The organism is Chryseobacterium camelliae (assembly GCF_030818575.1).
GTDB classification, from domain to species: Bacteria; Bacteroidota; Bacteroidia; order Flavobacteriales; family Weeksellaceae; genus Chryseobacterium; species Chryseobacterium camelliae_A.
Map to the genome: position 1 here is coordinate 2,268,957 of NZ_JAUTAL010000001.1, position 19,740 is coordinate 2,288,696.

The 19,740-nt window shown below is 40.3% G+C and carries 22 protein-coding genes; 8 read left to right on the forward strand and 14 right to left on the reverse strand.

The features are described from left to right. Positions 1 to 92: 92 nt before the first annotated feature. Positions 93 to 383, reverse strand: coding sequence for a hypothetical protein (locus QE404_RS10260; RefSeq protein WP_307450179.1), 291 nt, complete (start codon positions 381 to 383; stop codon positions 93 to 95). Positions 384 to 407: 24 nt separating this feature from the next. Next, positions 408 to 1,172, reverse strand: coding sequence for a GLPGLI family protein (locus QE404_RS10265; protein WP_307450181.1), 765 nt, complete (start codon positions 1,170 to 1,172; stop codon positions 408 to 410). Positions 1,173 to 1,510: 338 nt separating this feature from the next. On the opposite strand from QE404_RS10265, the gene QE404_RS10270 reads away from it, so the two are divergent. Then, a complete protein-coding gene (locus QE404_RS10270) occupies positions 1,511 to 1,891 on the forward strand; it encodes a helix-turn-helix domain-containing protein (RefSeq protein WP_307450183.1) in 381 nt (126 codons plus the stop codon). 127 nt (positions 1,892 to 2,018) lie between these two features. Here QE404_RS10270 and QE404_RS10275 read toward each other — a convergent pair whose 3' ends face one another. The 3 genes from QE404_RS10275 to QE404_RS10285 all read right to left on the reverse strand — a co-directional run bounded on the left by QE404_RS10275 (position 2,019) and on the right by QE404_RS10285 (position 4,419). Then, positions 2,019 to 2,882: an IS3 family transposase gene (locus tag QE404_RS10275; protein WP_307454106.1), complete on the reverse strand. Its 864-nt coding sequence runs from the start codon at positions 2,880 to 2,882 to the stop codon at positions 2,019 to 2,021. After that, positions 2,786 to 3,313 carry a helix-turn-helix domain-containing protein gene (locus QE404_RS10280; protein ID WP_307450184.1) on the reverse strand — a complete coding sequence of 176 codons (528 nt, stop codon included), beginning with the start codon at positions 3,311 to 3,313 and terminating at the stop codon, positions 2,786 to 2,788. The genes QE404_RS10275 and QE404_RS10280 overlap by 97 nt, the downstream gene beginning before the upstream one ends. Positions 3,314 to 3,396: 83 nt before the next feature. Beyond that, entirely contained in the window at positions 3,397 to 4,419 is a 1,023-nt protein-coding gene (locus tag QE404_RS10285) for a 3-oxoacyl-ACP synthase III family protein (RefSeq protein ID WP_307450186.1), read from the reverse strand. Positions 4,420 to 4,493: 74 nt separating this feature from the next. On the opposite strand from QE404_RS10285, the gene QE404_RS10290 reads away from it, so the two are divergent. The 3 genes from QE404_RS10290 (at position 4,494) to QE404_RS10300 (ending at position 7,477) form a co-directional block, all read left to right on the forward strand. Further along, positions 4,494 to 5,393 (forward strand): magnesium transporter CorA family protein, encoded by a 900-nt coding sequence (locus tag QE404_RS10290; RefSeq protein ID WP_307450187.1) that lies wholly within the window; start codon positions 4,494 to 4,496, stop codon positions 5,391 to 5,393. An 82-nt stretch (positions 5,394 to 5,475) separates the two neighbouring features. Continuing rightward, the gene (locus QE404_RS10295; RefSeq protein ID WP_307450189.1) at positions 5,476 to 7,062 is read left to right on the forward strand and encodes a patatin-like phospholipase family protein; all 1,587 of its coding nucleotides are present in this window, start codon (positions 5,476 to 5,478) and stop codon (positions 7,060 to 7,062) included. Between the two features lie 46 nt (positions 7,063 to 7,108). Next, entirely contained in the window at positions 7,109 to 7,477 is a 369-nt protein-coding gene (locus QE404_RS10300; protein ID WP_307450190.1) for a glyoxalase, read from the forward strand. Positions 7,478 to 7,534: 57 nt separating this feature from the next. Here QE404_RS10300 and QE404_RS10305 read toward each other — a convergent pair whose 3' ends face one another. Together QE404_RS10305 and QE404_RS10310 are read right to left on the reverse strand one after the other, a co-directional pair. Next, positions 7,535 to 8,086 (reverse strand): DNA-3-methyladenine glycosylase I, encoded by a 552-nt coding sequence (locus QE404_RS10305; protein ID WP_307450192.1) that lies wholly within the window; start codon positions 8,084 to 8,086, stop codon positions 7,535 to 7,537. 960 nt (positions 8,087 to 9,046) lie between these two features. Then, complete coding sequence (locus tag QE404_RS10310) at positions 9,047 to 9,577, reverse strand: NAD(P)H-dependent oxidoreductase (RefSeq protein WP_307450194.1); 531 nt, start codon at positions 9,575 to 9,577, stop codon at positions 9,047 to 9,049. Positions 9,578 to 9,666: 89 nt separating this feature from the next. Here QE404_RS10310 and QE404_RS10315 point away from each other — a divergent pair, with 89 nt between their 5' ends. Beyond that, positions 9,667 to 10,038: a winged helix-turn-helix transcriptional regulator gene (locus QE404_RS10315; RefSeq protein ID WP_307450196.1), complete on the forward strand. Its 372-nt coding sequence runs from the start codon at positions 9,667 to 9,669 to the stop codon at positions 10,036 to 10,038. 51 nt (positions 10,039 to 10,089) lie between these two features. Here the strand turns inward: QE404_RS10315 and QE404_RS10320 are convergent, their stop codons facing one another. The 7 genes from QE404_RS10320 to QE404_RS10350 form a co-directional block, all read right to left on the reverse strand. Continuing rightward, complete coding sequence (locus QE404_RS10320; protein WP_307450198.1) at positions 10,090 to 11,664, reverse strand: DHA2 family efflux MFS transporter permease subunit; 1,575 nt, start codon at positions 11,662 to 11,664, stop codon at positions 10,090 to 10,092. Positions 11,665 to 11,817: 153 nt separating this feature from the next. Beyond that, positions 11,818 to 12,921, reverse strand: coding sequence for an HlyD family secretion protein (locus tag QE404_RS10325; protein WP_307450200.1), 1,104 nt, complete (start codon positions 12,919 to 12,921; stop codon positions 11,818 to 11,820). Between the two features lie 23 nt (positions 12,922 to 12,944). After that, on the reverse strand, positions 12,945 to 13,544 hold the full coding sequence (locus QE404_RS10330; protein WP_373463149.1) for a TolC family protein: 600 nt from the start codon (positions 13,542 to 13,544) through the stop codon (positions 12,945 to 12,947). Beyond that, entirely contained in the window at positions 13,519 to 14,031 is a 513-nt protein-coding gene (locus tag QE404_RS10335) for a TolC family protein (protein WP_307453877.1), read from the reverse strand. The genes QE404_RS10330 and QE404_RS10335 overlap by 26 nt, the downstream gene beginning before the upstream one ends. After that, a complete protein-coding gene (locus QE404_RS10340; RefSeq protein WP_307453879.1) occupies positions 13,997 to 14,257 on the reverse strand; it encodes a hypothetical protein in 261 nt (86 codons plus the stop codon). The genes QE404_RS10335 and QE404_RS10340 overlap by 35 nt, the downstream gene beginning before the upstream one ends. After that, the gene (locus tag QE404_RS10345; RefSeq protein WP_307450203.1) at positions 14,241 to 14,867 is read right to left on the reverse strand and encodes a TetR/AcrR family transcriptional regulator; all 627 of its coding nucleotides are present in this window, start codon (positions 14,865 to 14,867) and stop codon (positions 14,241 to 14,243) included. The genes QE404_RS10340 and QE404_RS10345 overlap by 17 nt, the downstream gene beginning before the upstream one ends. 302 nt (positions 14,868 to 15,169) lie before the next feature. After that, a complete protein-coding gene (locus tag QE404_RS10350) occupies positions 15,170 to 16,288 on the reverse strand; it encodes a DNA polymerase III subunit (protein WP_307453881.1) in 1,119 nt (372 codons plus the stop codon). A gap of 415 nt (positions 16,289 to 16,703) precedes the next feature. Between QE404_RS10350 and QE404_RS10355 the strand changes: the two genes are divergently transcribed. The 3 genes from QE404_RS10355 to QE404_RS10365 are packed head-to-tail and all read left to right on the forward strand — an operon-like array spanning position 16,704 to position 19,637. After that, a complete protein-coding gene (locus QE404_RS10355) occupies positions 16,704 to 17,987 on the forward strand; it encodes a hypothetical protein (protein ID WP_307450205.1) in 1,284 nt (427 codons plus the stop codon). A 1-nt stretch (position 17,988) separates the two neighbouring features. Next, entirely contained in the window at positions 17,989 to 18,582 is a 594-nt protein-coding gene (lptC, locus tag QE404_RS10360) for an LPS export ABC transporter periplasmic protein LptC (RefSeq protein WP_307450207.1), read from the forward strand. 8 nt (positions 18,583 to 18,590) lie between these two features. Next, a complete protein-coding gene (locus tag QE404_RS10365; RefSeq protein ID WP_307450209.1) occupies positions 18,591 to 19,637 on the forward strand; it encodes an anhydro-N-acetylmuramic acid kinase in 1,047 nt (348 codons plus the stop codon). The last annotated feature ends 103 nt before the right edge of the window (positions 19,638 to 19,740 follow it).

Genomic DNA, 19,740 nt, shown 5'->3' on the forward strand with positions numbered 1-19,740 from the left:
TTCTTTATTAATTAGAATAATTGATGTAATATCTATTTTTTCAAAAGTGTAAATAAATACAGTTCAACATCAATTCTAAATTTAAAGGTTTACTAGAACCCTGTATTGTTGACCCCTGATGCACCAGCGCCACAGTTTTCGTCAACCGTAACATTTACTGCCCAAGCTAAATCTTGATTAAAGGCCTGCGTACCTTCAGTAGTTGTTGTGTAGTAATAAGCAGTAATTGTCTGACCATTACATGGTAATGTAAAAGTAACAGTATAAACACCTCCGAATAATCCTCTGTTAGCATTTTCTTTTAGCATAGCTGATTCAACATTTTGATTAGCAAATGACAAAGCAGAAAAAGCTAAAGCTCCGATAACAAAATTTTTTTTCATAAAATCCATTTTTAAAAGTTTATATTAATCTAAAAAAACGTTAAGTTTTTTCACTTCTTCCAGTCCTCTTTTTTCGATATCTTTATTTACTATATTGTTGAATGGATACTTCAACCATTTATCTCTTGCTTTAAAAAAATCCTTTTTATCCTGTAGATCGATAGTCGAAACTCTTTCCATTTTTATGATCTCTTTTTCAGATTTTTTAATACTGGCAGCAGAAAATTCTATAGTTTTATTTTTATTGTACACCTCTAGAATAAGTCCTGGCAATCCCTTAAATCTAAAGGGGCCATCCGAAAAAGGAATTTCTGTAGTATACCAGGCATAAAAAGTATCATGTTCAGTATCAACTTTTGCCAATTGACATTTCATTCCTTGAATTTCTTTTGTTTCACTCATTAACTGCCAATTTAAAGAAGGTTCTTTAAAAGTATAAAAGTACATTCCCAAAGGAACGGTAGTAGTTATACCTTCACCATCTTTCCATACATTATGTCTGACTTTAGGTATTGCTGGTCTATTGGCATTAACATCAATCTTTTTCGGATCTATAGTCTGGGCGTAATCCTTTAAATACGCATAGTAACTTGCCATTGCTGGACTGAAATAAATCGATTTGTATTTATTGCACCTTAAAATCATATCAGACTCAGTAAAATTTGCTCTATTTAATGAATCCGGAATTATTTTAAAATAGTAAACAACCTCAAGGCTTGCCTTATCCTTTTGAGCTGAATAAAGCAGGCAACTAAAGACAAATATTAAAAGGACAATTTTACGAATCATAATTTTGAATTATTATAAAATAACAGATAATCTTCACGTTAGAAAGAATGATTTTCCTCTTATTAATACTATAAATAATTGATCAGCTATATTTATAAAAAATATGAATATCTATCAAACCAGCAATAATACAAAGCAATAGTAAAATTCTTTTCTGTATGGTTTTGAATTTTGAAATTAATAATAATTTTTCTACACTAAAAGTATTTCGCGAAACTTTTTCTAAAGATGTAAAACATTTCCCTAGCTAACAATTCCAAAAGGAATAAAATGCTATTCCGTTTGGAATAAAAATATTCTGGTAAAAACATTATATTTACAGTTCAATTTTCATTATTATGAACAGCAGTATAGGATTTAAAATAAAAAAACTCAGGGAGCAGAAAGAAATATCCCAGGAAGATCTGGCTTTCCGGCTTGATGTCTCCCAAAGCTATCTCAGTAAAATTGAAAATGGAGCCATTGAAAAATTAGACTTTATGTTTATGCAGAAAGTGGCCGACTTTTTCAAAGTAGAACCTCAGTATTTTCTGGAAGGTGATACTATTGTTAATAATAATATAGAAACAAGTAATAATTCTTCTGTAGGAAATATTGGTGATACAACAATCAACAGTACTGATCAAAATCTATTGGAGAATGTAATTAATAACCAACATCAGATCAATCAGCTGATGGAAATGCAGAATAAGCTAATCGAAAAGCTGCTGAAAAATTAAAGCCCTATCAAAGTATAAAAAATCCGCGGCCTCTTAGACTGCACCCAAAATTTTAGACAAAATTAAACAATATTATTAGATGAAAGAGTTCGGTACATTACCGGGCTCTTTCCTTTTAGATTGAGTCTTATCCTGTCGTGGTTGTGTAGTAATTAATGTATTCTTTTATTTCTTTTTTAAGTTCATCAATTGTTCCAAACTTCTTGGTGTAGAACATCTCAGATTTTAACGTCCCGAAGAAATTCTCTATCACGGCATTGTCCAGGCAGTTTCCTTTTCTGGACATACTTTGGATGATTCCTTTTTCTTTCAAAAGTATCTGATAGGCTTTCATCTGATATTGCCAGCCCTGGTCCGAATGGAGAATGAGATTTTCCGTATTTCTGATTTTCCTAAGCCCCTTTTTGAGCATATTCACCACTTGTGCAAAGACTGGCCTTTCTGAAAGATCGTAACTGATGATCTCTCCGTTATAAAGGTCAATTATCGGGGACAGGTACAGTTTATTTCCAGAGACATTGAACTCCGTCACATCAGTTGCCCATTTGCTGTTCGGGCGGTCTGCCTGGAAGTTTCTCTCCAAAACATTCGGCGCTATACTGCCTTGTTCACCTCTATAGGACTGGTATTTCCTGACCCTTATGATACTTTTGAGTCCCAGAACTTTCATTAGTTTCATGACTGTCTTGTGATTGATGATAATTCCTTTTTCTTTCATTACCAAAGTGATGCGACGGTATCCGAACCGCCCTTTGTGCCTGTGATAGATCTGTTTTATCAAGGTTTTAATCTCTGCATATTTATCATTCTTCTGAAGCATTTTCTGATGGTAATAGAAACTGCTCCTGGCCATACCTGTACAATCCAGTAGGACTGACAGATCATATTTTTGCCTTAATTCTTCGATGGCCTCTGCTTGTTCTTTTTGAGAGTTAAGGCGTCTAGCTTTTTTAGAAAATCGTTCTCGGCACGCAGCCTTTCGTTCTCCAATAAAAGTTCTTCTTCCCTTGTCAATGGCTTGTCGGACTTCCTTTTCTTACGTTTGTAATCACTCATTTTTTTTGGTCTTCCTGTAGGTTTGTTTTCCAAACCTAAAATACCACTTTTCTCGTAATCACGCTGCCAATTCAAGACGGTAGACTGGGCAGGGATATCAAACCTGACACAAGCTTCTCTTTGTGAGATGAACTCCGTATTGATGGCTTCCAACACTTTAAGCTTGAACCCTGCGGAATAGCTTTTGTTTTTTCTCGGCTCTAATCCCGATATTCCGTACTTGTTATAAAAGCCGATCCACTTGCGAAGATTACTCTCGTTAAATCCTTTTTCTGTTGCTATAGATTCAATCGAACGATAAGAATTTTTGTGAAGTTCGATACATTCCAATTTGAAAGCAACGCTAAATCTTTCTTTTCTATACATAAATTAATGCCCCTAAAAAGTGTCTAACTTTTTGGGGGCAGTTCATCTTCAGACCGCGGATTCTTATTTAAAAAAATTCTTATTTAATATTCGAAAAGGACGCTTCCCCATGTAAATCCGCTTCCGAAAGCAGAAAGCAGGACAAGGTCTCCCCTTTTGATCTTACCGCTCTCAATGGCTTCGCTTAAAGCGATGGGAATAGATGCGGCAGTCGTGTTTCCGTATTTCTGGATGTTGTTGAATACTTTATCATCCGACAGACCGAATTTCTGCTGCACAAACTGGGCAATCCTTAAATTGGCCTGATGCGGAATAAACATATCCAGGTCTTCTATTGTTTTTCCAGCTTTGTCCAAAGCTTCCTGCATCGTCTGCGGGAAACGGGTTACCGCATGTTTGAAGACAAAATTTCCGTTCATGATCGGATAAACTTCTTTGGAAGTCACCTGCTCAGGCTCTTTTCTCATCCTGTCGCTCCAGCCGAATTTGGATCCCGGGAACTGGGTACAGAGTTCATCTGCATATTTACCTTCAGAATGCATGTTCGTGGCTAGTATATCACCAGCCTGCTCATCCTGAGTCGCAGAAAGGACAATGGCTCCCGCACCGTCCCCGAAGATCACGGAAACACCTCTTCCTTCATCGGAAAAATCCAGCCCGAATGAATGGACTTCCGCACCTACCACCAGAATATTTTTATATGTTCCGGATTTGATGAAAGCATTGGCTACACTCACCGCATAGACAAAACCTGAACACTGGTTCCTTACATCCAGGGCTCCTATGGTATCACAGCCCAGCATTTCCTGCAACAATACGCCGCAGCCCGGGAAATAATAATCCGGAGAAAGGGTGGCGAAAACAATATAGTCTATATCTTTAGCAGTGAGTCCTGCATTGTTTATGGCTTTTTCTGAAGCTTTAAAAGCGAGGTAGGCCGTGGTTTCCTGGGAATCATTCCTGTTCTTTCGGTGCCTTCTTTCCTTTATCCCGGTACGTTCCGTGATCCATTCGTCATTGGTGTTCATTAATTCCGCTAGATCATCATTCGTAACAACATTATCCGGGACATAGAATCCGATTCCCTTTATTGAACTTTTAACCATATCGTTTTTTTAATTTTGGCAAATATAGAACTTATTGCATACATACTATTTTAAAATAGTAGTATTTTTACCATATGCCAATGAATACTTTATACCGTGGTCCACAATGCGAATGGCTTGATGTGGAAGCACCTGTACAGGAAGACTTAGACCTCCTGCATGAAAAATACAACATCAATACCCTTCTTCTGGAAGACACGATGGATCCTAACCACCTGCCCAAATATGAGGAGGATGGAGATGTAAAATTCTTCCTTCTGCGCGAAAGCACGGAAATGGAACGGAAAAACCTGAATACCATCAGTGACATCAGTACAAAAATAGGAATCTTCATTGTAGGCAATACGCTGATTACGGTTCACAGGATGAAAACCAAAAGCATTACCGAAACGCGGCAACAGCTGGAAAAAACAAAGGAAGAAATCCGTCCTGCTCATATTGCCCTGATGATTGCCCTGATCATCATGAAAACTTTCGACGACGAGTCTATCAGCCTGATGGAAACCATGGACAATATTGAAAACGAGATTTTCCTTAAAAATACCAATCATACCAACCAGATCAGAAGGCTGTACAAGCTGAAACGTAAGTCGGGACTGAACTCCAGAGTCCTTACGGTTTCCACGGACGCCATTGATAAATTCAGGCTGCTGGAACTCCAGATTTCAGAAGTGATCGATTTAAAAGACAAGCATAAGGATGTGGTTGCAGATTTTGAACACCTCAACATCCAGATTACCAATCTTATTTCTATGTTCCTGGCATTGTCTGATCAGAAAGCCAACCAAGTGATGAAAGTCCTGGCGGTTTATTCGGTATACTTCTTACCAATTACCTTTATTGCTGGGGTATACGGGATGAACTTCGATAATATGCCTGAACTCCACCACAAATACGGTTACTATTTTACGCTTGGGCTCATGGCGCTGATTGTGATCATCACCTTTATTTATGCCCGGCGGAAGCAATGGTAATTATGCGGCAGGACTTAATTTCTCATGGCACCGCGGCAGAAATCTTTTCATATTAACGTTCGCCACCTAACACCAAAAAACTATGACTACCGAAGAACTTCAAACCATCCTTGACGGAAATATCCTTTCCAAAGCATCCAAAGAAAAACTGGCGGCACTGCATAGCGCCATTTCAGGCAAGGAATTTTCTGACATCCTGGATGCTGAAGGCCATCAATATGTAGAATTTGTGCAGGAAGGTGGTGGTGTATGGGGAACAGCACTGGTAGGCTACCTGTACGGACTGGAAATTTTCGGGATCCGTTTCCTGAAAGTGGCAGGCACGAGCGCAGGAGCTATCAACACAATGCTTATCGCCGCATGCAGGACCAAAGCAGATATGAAAAGCGAAATCATCAGGGATATCCTGTTTAGCTGGAACTTTGCAGACTTCATGGACGGCCGGCCCTTTATCAAAAGAACTGTCCGGGCCATGCTCAATAATAAACATTTCCTCACCATCAATGCTGTAATCGCAGCAGTGATTATGATTACCCTGATCAGTATTCCCTTTGCCCTGTCTTCGGAAACACCTTTAAAAGCCAAACTGCTGTTCCTGATTCCGCTGATTCCGGTTTTAATCGTTTCTCTGATTATCAAGATGCTTTACAACAGCTTCAGAAAGCATAACAGCGGGTTGAATCCCGGTGATATTTTCCTGGATACAATCCGGAAAACCCTGGATGGGTTCGGCATTACAACTGTCGCTGACCTGAACAGGAAATTCGTTCAGAAAGAATATGATCTTAATGTGAATTACCGGTACGGAAACGGGTATGAGTACTACAATATCGCCCTTCAAAATATTGAAAAAATTAAAAACAATAATCTGGAACATATCGACCAGACCCGGTACAGGATTTTTTATGAAAGCGCCGTAAATAATGATTACTATAAGAATAATCCTTTCTATCAGCTGAAATCTGAATACATTGTAGTAACTACAGACATCAATGCCAAAATAAAGGTGGAACTTCCCACAATGGCCAACCTGTACTGGTCTGAGGAAGAGCTGAAACATATCAGCCCGGCAGAATTCGTACGTGCTTCCATGTCGGTCCCGTTCTTTTTTGAACCTTTCCAGAAGAGAATTATTAAGGATGATGATTCTGTAAAGTATGCCTGGAAATTCTGGATGAACACAAAACCGGAAGACATTTATCCTGTGGGGATTTTCATCGATGGCGGCAGCATTTCCAATTTCCCGATCGACCTGTTCCATGCGGAGGAAGTTTTTTACCCGAGGATGCCCTTATTCGGCGTACAGCTCACCAGTGATTCCGATATCCTTTCTGAAAAAGGAAAAACCAGCGAACAGATTTTAAAGACTCCTTTTTCTTATGCCGGAAATATCATTGACACCCTACGAGGATTCAATGATAAATCGTTTCTTACCAAGCATACCTTTTATCACCTGTTCAGCATTCAGACTGTAAATTGCGGCAAAAGCAGCTGGCTGAACTTCTTTATGAAGAGACCGGAAAAGGAGGAACTTTTTAACCGTGGCTTCCAGGCGGCCCTGGACTTTCTCAGCCAGTTTGACTGGGAGAAATACAAGTATGAGAGGATGATGCTGACCATGAAGGAAAAAAAGATCATGAAGGAAGCAGATACCCCAACCGTCGGATAATGGCTGAATGGCAAAGAGTTCGTATATTGACTATAAATTTCACCTTATGATCAGTAAGCCCGATTTAAGAACTCCCTTATCTATAGCTAATAATGAATCGAGTACTCCGGCAGAGCATTTCCAGAATCAGGTCCTGCGACCGGTCCTGAAACTTCAGAACGATCTTTATCTGAGATTGTTTTCAAGCTATGCCTCCCGGCAGATACCAGCATTCAGCTCCCTGACTACAGAACAAAAACACCATCTGATTGAAAAAAGCCTGCAGAAAGATACGGTACTGAAAAACACACTAATCGGAGTCAGTATCGGCATGCTGACAGAGCAGGAACTGGAAAGTTATATTTCGGACAGCAAAACATTCAACAAAAGAATAATTGCTATGGTAACAGAAAGGATCAAAAGCCAGGTAAAATAAGGTGATCAGGATTCGCACTTGCATTGATTACCAAAGTCTTCAAAATACTTATAAGCACTATATTTCCGCCCATTTAGGCTTCTGCTTCAAAACATCATGATAAACCGGGCAGCTTTCATCATGGCAGCCTTTCAGGTATCCGGTGCTCATCAAAAACTCGTTGACGATTTCCCCTCCGGTGAATTTAAAGGTCTTTTTGAACAGCTTCATCCATTCCGGCAGCGTTTTAGGGTGGTGATGGTCCAGCCACTTCCCGAAGGAACCGAATTTTTCCTGTAATGCCAAAATAGTTTTGGCGTTTTCAATAGCCGCATTCACTTTCAGTCTGTTCCTGATAATGCCCGGATCGGAAAGCAGCCGTTCACGGTCTGCCTCCTCATACGCAGCTACCTTTTGAATATCAAAATTGTGATACGCTTCCCTGAATCCTTCCTCTTTTTTTAAGATTGTTTCCCAGCTCAGTCCGGCCTGGTTGATTTCCATGACGAGCCTTCCGAACAATTCATTATCATCATGAATCGGGAACCCGTAGTGATAATCGTGGTACTTTTTATGAAGTGCTTTCCTGCTTTCAGGCTGCATATTTTCTATGGCTGAACAATAACTCATTTGTAACTATTAATTTGAAACAAAGATAAGATGAGTTTGTGACAACTATCAGTCAGTAGGATAATTTAATGTAGATTTTTAAAAACTTCTTTGTTCTTCTGTTTTCAAAGCTGGATTCTTAAGATTCTCATGTGTCAAAAACTTTTGTGACTTTTATAGTTTTTAATTTCTCTTGGATCAGCAGATTATTTTTTTCCCAAGTGGATCACACCACTTTAATCGTTATTAAAAACCACCCCGTCAAAAATTCTCTGAATTTTCGCCACTCCTCCGAGGGGAGGGGAATTTTGCAGATGGTATTCCTCAATCTGCGGAGATTTTACGTACACATAAAAACCATAGGTTTTTAAAACCTTATGTGTTCTTCTGTTTTCAAAGCTGGATTCTTAAGATTCTAATGTGTCAAAAAAACTTTTGTGACTTTTGTGGTTTTTTAAACTCTCGTGGATTACCAGATTATTTTCCCAAGTGGATCACAACACCTTAATCGTTATTAAAAACCACCCCGTCAAAAATTCTCTGAATTTTTGACGCCCCTCCGAGGGAGGGGAATTTTGCAGCTGGTATTTCCGCAAGTTGCAAAGATTTTACGTACACATAAAAACCATAGGTTTTTAAAACCTTATGTGTTCTTCTGTTTTCAAAGCTGGATTCTTAAGATTCTTATGTGTCAAAAAAACTTTTGTGACTTTTGTGGTTTTTTAATTTCTCGTAGATTAGCAGATTATTTTTCCTAAGTGGATCACACCACTTTAATCGTTATTAAAAACCACCCCGTCAAAATTTCTCTGAATTTTCGCCACCCCTCCGAGGGAGGGGAATTTTGCAGTTGGTATTTCTGCAAGCTGCGGAGATTTTACGTGCACATAAAAACTGTACAATTTATATCTGCTTCATTCAAAATTACCTGAATACTTCTTTTTGGCCTGCCGGTTCATGAAGCGGCACATATTATTGACTTTATAATTTTTCAATATACTTCAGATACAGAGGAATGCTTGCTTCAATATGTTCTGATGAAGGGTTTTGTTCCAGACCATAATATACGAATGGCTCGCGGTAATCGGCTTTCACGTATTCAAAAGTCAGTTCAAAGGGTCTTAGCAGTTCTTTCATTGTATATTTATACTTGCCTGCAGCACTGAAATCCTCGTCATCAATCCCGGCTGATATAGCTAAAGCGATTTTCTTTCCTTGCATTTTAAAGCCACTCCTGCTTCCGAAGGCCCAGCCATATAAAAGTACTTCGTCAAACCATTTTTTCAGGAATGGCGGACTGCTGAACCAATATAACGGAAACTGAAATATGATTCTATCATAGGCTTCAATTAATTTCTGTTCTTTTTCAACATTAAACTTTCCGTCCGGATAGGCTTTGTATAATTCATATACTGTATATTTCTCCGGAAACTGATTCAATACTTCAACCCACCTTTTATTAATAACAGAAATCTCCATAGTTGGATGGATAACGATGATCAATGTTTTCATATTCTAAATTTCTATTTCAAAAATAATAGATGTAACTTACATTTTCAACATAGGCAACCCATTGTACGGTACTATAAAAAATGTAAGTAATGACTAAAATAAAAGAGACATCAACAAATTTTGCCAATAAGAAAGCCCTTACAGAAGAGTGTCCTGAACTTTATGCATCAATGCTCATTGGCGGACAGTGGTCGCTTGCTATATGCTGCTATCTTATTAACGGAAAACTGAGGTTTGGGGAACTGAGAAAGAGTCTGGGGAACATTACCGAACGGATGCTTACGCTTCAGCTGAGAAGGCTGGAGGAAGATAAAATTGTCACAAGAACCGTTTACGCGGAAGTTCCTCCCAGAGTTGAATATGAACTGACGGAAATCGGCTATCAATTAAAACCCGTAATAGAAGAACTGGACAAATGGGGAACGATGCATAAGGCCAGTCTTAAGGACTCGTCCATGTAAACAAAAACCTCCGAAAGATGTATCGGAGGTTTATTATAAGGTTACATAAAGTTAATGTACGTTGCTGAGATCTATTTTTTCTTTGCTTTTCCTTTCCTTAATAAATAGGATGAACGGGATACAGATCAGGAATACCAATCCCAGATACAGAAACACGTCCATATAGGAAAGTACGGTAGCCTGTTTGGTTACAGAGAGATCCATCATCTTATATGCTGCATTCATGGCCGCATCCGGCGTCATCCCTTTCGCGATAAAGCTTGCTTTCAATCCGTTCAGACGTTGCTGCACATCAAAACTGTTTTCATCCAGATGGGAAATCAGGTTGACCCTGTGTTTCTGGCTTTCATTGGCAATGAACGTGGTGATTGCCGCAATCCCGAAGGAACCTCCCAACTGCCTCATCATTCCGGTAAAAGCAGCTCCCTGACCGATTTCCTGCCCCTTCAGCGTACTCAGTGAAAGTGAGGTAATCGGGATAAACAATAACCCTAATCCGGCTCCTCTTACGATCAGCATCCAGAAGAAAGCATCCTTCCCGGTATCCGGGGTAAGGATTTTATATCCCCAGAAACTGTAAATGAAGAATATGAAAAAGCCGAGGGCTACCAGGATCTGCTGTTTGGCCCCTTTGGTGAGGAGCTTTCCAATAATCGGCATCATGAAAGCGGTAGTCAGTGCCGCCGGGATCATCAATGCACCCGATTGGAGGGCTGTCCAGCCCAGAATACTCTGGGTATAAAGCGGAACAACAAAGGTGGAACCATACAGCCCGAATCCGAGCACAAAAGACATTATAGTACCGATCCGGAGGTTCCCGTTTTTGAGCACCCTCAGTTCCACAATAGGATATTTAAAAGTAAGCTCCCTCCAGAGGAAGAGAATAAATCCTATGACTGCAGTTGCAGTAAAGGTTATGATCATGCCGCTCTCAAACCAGTCTTCTTCATGTCCTCTTTCCAGGATAAACTGCAAAGAGCCTACGGTAACTGCCAGTAAAGCAATCCCGATCCAGTCTACATCCGATATTCTACGTTTTTCTGCATATTTCGGGCTTCTTACAAACTGAAGCGTCATCAAGGTAGCTGCAATCCCGATTGGAATATTGATATAGAAAATATACGGCCAGCTGTAGTTATCTACGATATACCCTCCTAACGGCGGGCCCAATGTAGGGCCGATAATTACTCCCAGCCCATAAATGGCCTGCGCCATACTTCTTTTCTCAATCGGGTAAGATTCCGTAATGATCGTCTGTGAAGTTACCAGGAGTGCTCCTCCTCCTATCCCCTGCATCAGCCTGAAGAACACGAGCTCCCAGATGTTGGTTGCATTTCCGCAGAGAAATGAGAAGACGGTAAAGATGATAATGGACGCTGCAAAGTAGTTCCTTCTCCCAAACTGCTGTGACAGCCAGCTGGTCATCGGCACAATGATTACGTTACCGATAGCGTAGGCGGTAATAACCCATCCCACTTCGGAAAGCGTAGCTCCAAGATTCCCTTTCATCTCGTTGAGCGCCACATTCACAATGGTAGAGTCTACAATTTCAAGCAAAGCACACAGAATAGCGGTAATCGTGATGATCACCCTCCGGGCTCCGTATTCTACTAATGAATCCTGCATAATTTTATACGATGTATTTTTTTTGGCAATGTAAAGTATAACAATGTACAATGTATTTATAATCATCTATTCCTATCAATACTGCTGTAAGCGCAGGATAAGGAATGAGCCGGTCATGAATACATAAATACTTTATTACATCAATACATCATACTATTTAAGGGAAACCTCCACTTTCACGTTCATCCCGGTTCTCAGCCTTTTAGCAATGTTCTTGTCAAGGTTCACGAAATCAATCTTCACAGGAAGCCTTTGCACCACTTTGACGAAGTTACCACTGGCATTATCGGGAGGGAGAATAGAGAACGTAGCTCCTGTTGCAGGTGAGAATGAGCTTACTACTCCTTCAAATTCCTGATCAGGGAAAGCATCAATTTCTATCTTCACCTTCTGTCCTTCTACCATTTTATCAACTTGGGTTTCTTTAAAGTTGGCCACTACCCACTTCTGGTCATTTTTAACCAAAGCAAAAAGTTGTGCTCCGGCTTGTAGATATTGTCCGGCCTGGATAGGAACTTTTCCGACATAGCCGTCTTCAGGAGCCAGGATAACGGTATATGAGAGGTTTAACTTAGCATTCTCCACATCTACTTCACGTTGTTTAGCTACCGAACCTGCTACGCTGATTTGTTGTGAGCTGGCTGCCGTCTGGGAAGAGGCGATATTGGTCTGCTGTGCGATCTGGTTTCTCTGGTCAATTAAAACCTGCAGCTGTCTGTCGGCGGTCTGTTTTGCCGCTAAAGCCTGCTCATACTGCTGCTCGGTGATAGAATGGTCTTTTACAAGGTTGGCATATCTCTTAAGATCCTGAGTGGTTTTCCAAACATTGACTTTAGCAGCTTCAATTTGTGCATTGGCTGTAGTTACCGCTGCCTGTGAAGAACCTATGTTCTTGGAAGTTGCTGTAGTGGAAGCTTGGGCATTGGAGATATTGCTTTTTGCGGTTGACAGTGCTGCCTCAGCCTGCTCAAGCGCCATTTTCTGATCCCTATTGTCCAAGATCACTAAAGTATCCCCTTTTTTTACAAACTGGTTATCTTTCACCTTCACTTCCGTTACATAACCCGATATCTTAGAAATTACCGGCGCCATATTGGAAGTGATCTGTGCATCATCCGTTTCTTCATGAGACTGTCTATAAGTGTAGGTATTATACCCGTAAATTCCTCCTCCGATTAAAACAACCGCCAGGATAATAGGGAAAACCAGACTTTTTTTCTTTTTTGGTTCCGCTGATGGTGTAGTATTATTTTCCATTGTTGAATATCGTTCTTGATTTTTTATTTATTTGTTAAAGTTCCTGTTGTCTGTAATAGTTTTCTGTAGGCCAGCGCTGCATCTGCTTTTGCATTGATCACCCCTACATTGGCCGCGATCTGTGCTGCGTCTGCATCCAATAGTTCTGTCATAGTGGCAAGGCCGTTGTCATATTTGTTTTTGGTAATCCTGTAATTCTCATTGGCCTGCTCAGCAGATTTCTCGAAGACAGCAATTCTCTTTTTGGAATAATCTGTATTCTGGTATTCTCTGTTAACATCAAGCTTAATGTTATCATTGAGCAGTTCATTGGTTGCTGCCAGCTGCATTTCACGGGCTTTAGACTGTTTTAATGATGAGTTTTCTTTCCAGATATTAGACAGGTTATATGAAATTCCCACGCCCACGTTCACTGCGTTGTAAATGGTCAGAAACTTAGGTATATCTGCCGCCACATAACCTCCTGTAAAGGCGATGGAAGGAAGATTCTCTGCTTTTGCGGATTTTGTTCCGAGCGCAGCAGCCTGTCTCTGTTTTTCCAGGGCCTGAAGATCTTTACGGTTTTCCCTTGCGGTATTGATATAATATTCTACCGGCTTAATATCTTCGCCTTCTCTCGATATAGTTCTGGTCTACTTCTATTTCGGTAGTTTCCGGAATCCCTAACAACAGGTCCATATTGATATTGGCAATATTATAGTTGTTTTTGGCTTCCAGCAGCTGGAGCTCGATGTTGGACGTCTGAAGATTGGCTTTCAAACGGTCATTTCTCGCAATGACACCATTGTTTTCAAGCTTAAGGAAAGTCTCATCCCTTTGCTGTGATGCAGTAAGGTTTTCTTCCAGTACCTTTATCGCCTGGTTGGCTTTGAAAAGGTTATTGTAAGCCTCGGCAACATTATAAGCGATAGCTGTTTTATCACTTTCGGTGTTGAGCTTGGAAGCTTCTACAAGGTATTTTGCAGATTCAATCCCATATTTTATTCTTCCACCGCTGTAGATCGGAATACTAAGGTTAGCCGACCCGTAGGCAACCTGATGGACTTCAGGACCACCTCCGGCAACACCCGGTAGTTTAATGTTGATATTGGGTTTCAGAGGGAGGTACATATAACTTTCCGGATACTTTCAGTTCCGGTAACTGCCTGTTTTTAGCTTCCAGAAGATCTGCCGTAGCCTCTTCGATTTTTGCAGCATCGATTTTCAGGTTTTTGCTGTTCTGTATACCCAATCGGACAGCTTCGTCAAGGGTAAGGGTTCTTTTCTCCTGAGCATTTGTGTTTGCGACGCCCACAAACAGGGCCAGTGCAATAACGGAGTTATTTATTTTCTTCATAACCTAAAAGGTCTTTTAATATGTATTTAATGTGTGTATTGAGTTCGCTGTAATATTTTTCATCAAAAACATCTTCATCATCAGTATTGTTTAAAAATTCCTTATACATTTCCTTGGCATTCGATGCATAGAACAGAGTTCCGCTCACGGTAGAATGCAACAGGTAAATGGGAGGCCGCTTGGTAAATACCCCGTTCTTCAGCCCCGCTTCCAGTATCTGCGAATACAGTCCGATAAAACTCAATTTCGTCTGTTTCAGAAATTCTATAATCTGCAGGCTTTTGGTATGGAGCTGTTCCCGCTGCATGATCCTGTAAAAGCACTTGTGTACCTTTACCCTTTCTGTAAACTGATCTACCAGTTTCTCTATTTTTACCCATTCATCGATATCGGTCCTTTCCATGATATCCTTAGAAAGGAACTGCCCTTCATTCATCCTGTATTCCACAAGCTTTTCATACAACTTTTCCTTAGAACCGAAATAATAGGAGATCATAGAGATATTTACATTAGCTGCTTTGGCTATTTCCCGGGTGGAGGTTCCTTCAAACCCCTTTTCGGCAAAAAGGCGCTCTGCAGCAAACAGTATATTTTCTTCTTTTGATACCATTTATATTATACTTCTATTTTCCGGGTGCAAAGATAATCAAGATTTAAATAAAATCAAACGATTGATTGATTTTTAATTTATTTTTAATTTTTATTTAATATTATACTATGAAAATCAATGCTTAAACTAAAATATAATATGGATTAAAGCCAGAGCTAATCGATGCTATTCAATAATCAATCCAAAAAATAATTGATGAAAACACAAATCAGGCATCGCATATAAAAAACTGACTAAAAAGCAGTTAAACATCAGTACAACAATCTGTCCTGATGATATGATGATTAAAAAAGATAATTTTTTCAGGTGCTTTTATGAATGTAGCGGGACAGCTTTATTCCAAGGTCCGTCCAGATAATTTTAGGATTTCCGTTACGGGTAAGGTGCAGATCTGCGGTATTGATCTCTTCCAGAATGCTCTCAATATTCGCACCGCTGATAAATTTTGAAAATCCGGGCCAGTTAAAACCGTTGGCATTGATCTTTTTGTACACCAGGTTTTCCGACTGGTAGTTCTGAAGCAAAGCCAGTCTGAATATTTCTGAACAGTAATCGAGGAAATTTTTCTGCTTTTCCCTGTTCCACCCTGCAATATCCCTTGCCCAGGAGATGATGCTCCTCAGTTGTTGAGGCTTCTTCTTTACCTGAAACGCATCCCGCACCCACTGGACAAACAGCCTTTCGAATTCTTCATTTTTACTTCCTGAACGCAGCAGCTTAAGGGCATCATTTATGTTTCCCTGAGCTTCATGGATGATTTCTTTTGCTTTTTCTGCATTCACGGAGTGACGGCTGGTAAGATACTGTTCAAGGTCCTCATCTGTGATTCTTGGTACTTCTACGATCTGTGTCCGTGAAAGGATGGTCGGCAGGATATCGTTACTGCTTTCTGCGGTAAGGATAATGACGGTTTTAGCAGGTGGCTCTTCCAGGAACTTCAGGAATTTATTGGCCGCAGCCACATTCATTTTATCAGCCCGCCATACAATCAGGATCTTTGTACCTCCTTCAAAGCTTTTCAGGGAGAATTTCTGATTCTGATCATCCACTTCATCAGCCGAGATAAAAAGCTGCTTGTTTTCCGAATCCAGGAAAGCCGTCCAGTCGTCATAGCTTGAATAAGGAGAACTGATCATCATATCCCTGAAGGACTCGAACTTACTTTTGCTTAAGGAGTTTTTGTTATCGGTATAAACCGGGAAACTGAAATGCAGGTCAAGATGATTGAGATGCTCCACTTTTGAAGCAGCATGCTCATGCTCACGCTGCAGGATTTCCCTGGCATAGGCCAGTGCTAAAGGAAAGGTTCCGTACCCTTCTTTTCCTACAAAAAGCTGGGCATGGCTAACCCTGTTTTCATCGATACTGTCCCGGAGAAGCTTTTTCAGATTCTCCTGTCCGGCAATGTGCTCCCAATTCATGGCCCAAAGATAAAAATTTGCTGTTTATTATGCGTTAATTTTATTTTATAAGTGAATCCATCATGATTTAAAATAATCTGGTGGCTTATTGAAAGCTCTACATGTTCCCTCGTGATATTGGAATGTTTTCCTGGACGGCATGATCTGAATCGATTTATTTATAAATGGCTTTTTTAACTGTTAAAAAAGCACTTGACTCTACCTGGTCGTGTAAACTGCTTCTATCTATTTACTAAAAATTCAAGTCCGGTTTTTATAATCATAATATGGATAATAATCCCATTACATTCTTGCCGGTGAAGCTGATTGATCACATACTATTCACCGCTTTGCCCCCTTAACAAACTTTAACCTCAGGAAATTTTTACAATTCATTAATATTTAAGATATTTGCGCATTATTTTAAAAATAAAGAATGAAAAAAATCTTTGTACTATCATTCATATCAGTTGGGTATTTCCTAAATGCACAGAGTATCAGTAATTCACCCTATGCAACATACGGAATCGGAGATGTAAAATATGATAATACGATCGAAACTTCCTCTATGGGAGGTATATCTACCGCTTTTATCAGCGATTTTAGCAGCAGCTTCAATTTTGCCAACCCTGCAAATAACGCCAATTTTGATCTTACAAGCATCAGGCTGGAAGCAACCAATGAAAACAATTATTTCAAGACCAACTATAATAATACGAAGGCTACCAAACATTCTACGTATCTTTCCAATATTGCACTGGCATTCCCTCTGTCACCAAAAGTGAAAATGGGATTCTCCTATCAGCCATACAGCTCAAAGAGCTATGATATCATACATTCTGAGACACTGGCTGACGGTAATATTGTAGCCAACAGGTTCAGAGGAAGCGGAACCCTGAATACGGCGCAGGCCGCACTTTCCTATAAGGTAAGCGACCAGTTTTCCGTAGGGGCAAGAGCGAACTTATATTTCGGGAAGCTTAATGACCTTAATGAGCTGGCGTACTCCAATGCAGAGCTGATCAATGGTTACGAAACCAGCAACAGCATCCATAATTTCAACTTTACGTTAGGAGCCAATTACCAGCACCTGAATACCCGTACCGACCGTAAATTTACCATCGGTGCCACCACTACTTTCGGGAATACCAGCAATATGACGACGGATTACGTCAACAGCACCTATTTCTATTCTGATGCTGCTGCGACTACCAAAAGCAACGAAAGCATTATCGAGCAGAAAAGCACGAATTCCAAAAACCTTCTGCCTCTTCAGGCATCCCTTGGTTTAGGGTATGGTGAAGAAAACAGATGGTTCCTTTCCGTTCAGGGAGACTATAAAAAAGGCGAAAGCATTGCCTATTTCGGAAGCAGCCTGGATCTGCAGGATTCATACAGGATTTCTGCCGGAGGATGGTTTCTGCCGAACTATAACAACTTCAGAAGTTACTTTTCGAGAGTGGTATACCGTTACGGAGCTTTTTATGAAAAAGGAAATCTCCAGATTGCCGGAACCAACATCAATAAATTCGGAGTTACCGGAGGGGTCCTTCTTCCGTTTAAAAACAGCAGCATTACCCGTATGAGCGGGCTTGAGCTCGGTCTGGAAGTGGGAAAAAGAGGTACACTTAAAAACAACCTGATCAATCAGAATTACATCAACATCAAGGTAGGATTTAATTTTGCCGACAAATGGTTCAGAAAATCACTCTTCAACTAAGATGAAATTCCTGAGAAACATATTCATAAAAAAAAATATAGCATACCTTTTCAGTTGTGCTATATTTTTTATGACCATGTCCTGTGAGGAAGACCTTACCAAATCCAAAGACAACCAGAGCCGGAACTTTCCTTCAGAGATCATCAACAATGCCCATATCACCAAAAGGGATTCAGGGTTTGTAACGATGAAGGCCTTTGCTCCGATCATAGAAAAATATGAGCTGATTGACAGCCCGTATATCGTGGCCAAAAAAGGGATCGACATTGAATTTTTCGACAAGAAAAAACCTAAGGTTCCGGGAAAGATTACCGCAAAATATGCCCGCATTTTCGAATATAAAAAATTCTATGAAGCCAAGGGCAATGTGAGGATCACCACCAATGAAGGACAGCGGTTTGCCATGCAAAGCGTGTACTGGGACCAGAGAAAAAACCGGATTTATACACATGATACGGTATACGTGACCATGGAAGACGGTTCTACCCTGGTGGGCGCTAAGGGAATGACCGCCAAAGACGATTTTTCCGAATATACGTTCTTCGATAATACCGGGAATTTCAGTGCAAAACAACTTTCAGAAAACAAACGATAATTCCGGGTATGATCTTCCAGGCTATAGGACTGATGTCCGGAACGAGTTTAGACGGATTGGATATCTGTTTTGCCGAATTTGAAAAAGCAGGAACCACCTGGACCTTCAGAATCCTTCAGGCCGAAACGGTGGCCTATTCTGAAGACTGGGAAAACAAACTTAGAAACGCCATTCAGCTTTCCTCTGAAGATTTGCTTGAACTGCATTCGGAATACGGCTTTTACCTTGGAAAAAAGGCTAAGGAATTCATTGATAAGCATCAGCTTGAAAACATCAGCCTGATCGCATCCCATGGACACACTGTTTTCCATCAGCCTCAGAAAAGATTTACCTTACAGATCGGTGACGGAAGGGCCATCAAACTGGAAACCGGCCTACCGGTCATCTATGATTTCAGAACCCAGGACGTCCTGATGAAAGGAAACGGCGCCCCGCTGGTTCCTATAGGTGATGAACTGCTTTTTTCCGGATACGACGCCTGCCTGAATCTTGGTGGATTTTCCAACATCTCCTTATCATCGGAAGGAAAGAGAATTGCTTTTGATATCGCTCCGGTGAATATTGTTTTAAATCATCTCGCGCAGCAGCTTCACAAAAGTTTTGACGAAAACGGAGCATTGGCGGAAAGAGGGAAAGTAGATGAAAATTTGCTTAAAAAACTTAATGCCTTGGAATTCTATCATCAGCAGCATCCTAAATCATTAGGAATAGAATGGTGCCATCAGCATATATTCCCCACTTTCGGGAATATGGAAATCACAGATGCCCTGGCTACTTTTACGGAACATGCCGCTCAGCAGATCGCCCATGTCATCAACACAAACAATATAAAAGATATTCTGGTTACGGGCGGAGGTGCTTACAACACATTTCTGATGGACAAAATAAAGGCAAAAACAAAAGCCGAAGTCATCATCCCGGAAAAAGGGATCATCGATTACAAGGAAGCTTTGATATTCGCCTTTATGGGCGTTTTAAAAATGATTAACGAGGTTAATGTCCTGTCTTCTGCTACGGGAAGTAGGTCTGATCATTGCTCAGGGTTGATGGCTTAGAAGGAAAGCTGCGGCCAGCACAAAAAGTCAATTTTGTGTTATTAATACTTCGGATCATGAAAATTTGTATTTTTACCAAAATCATTTGCTCAGCAAGAAATGG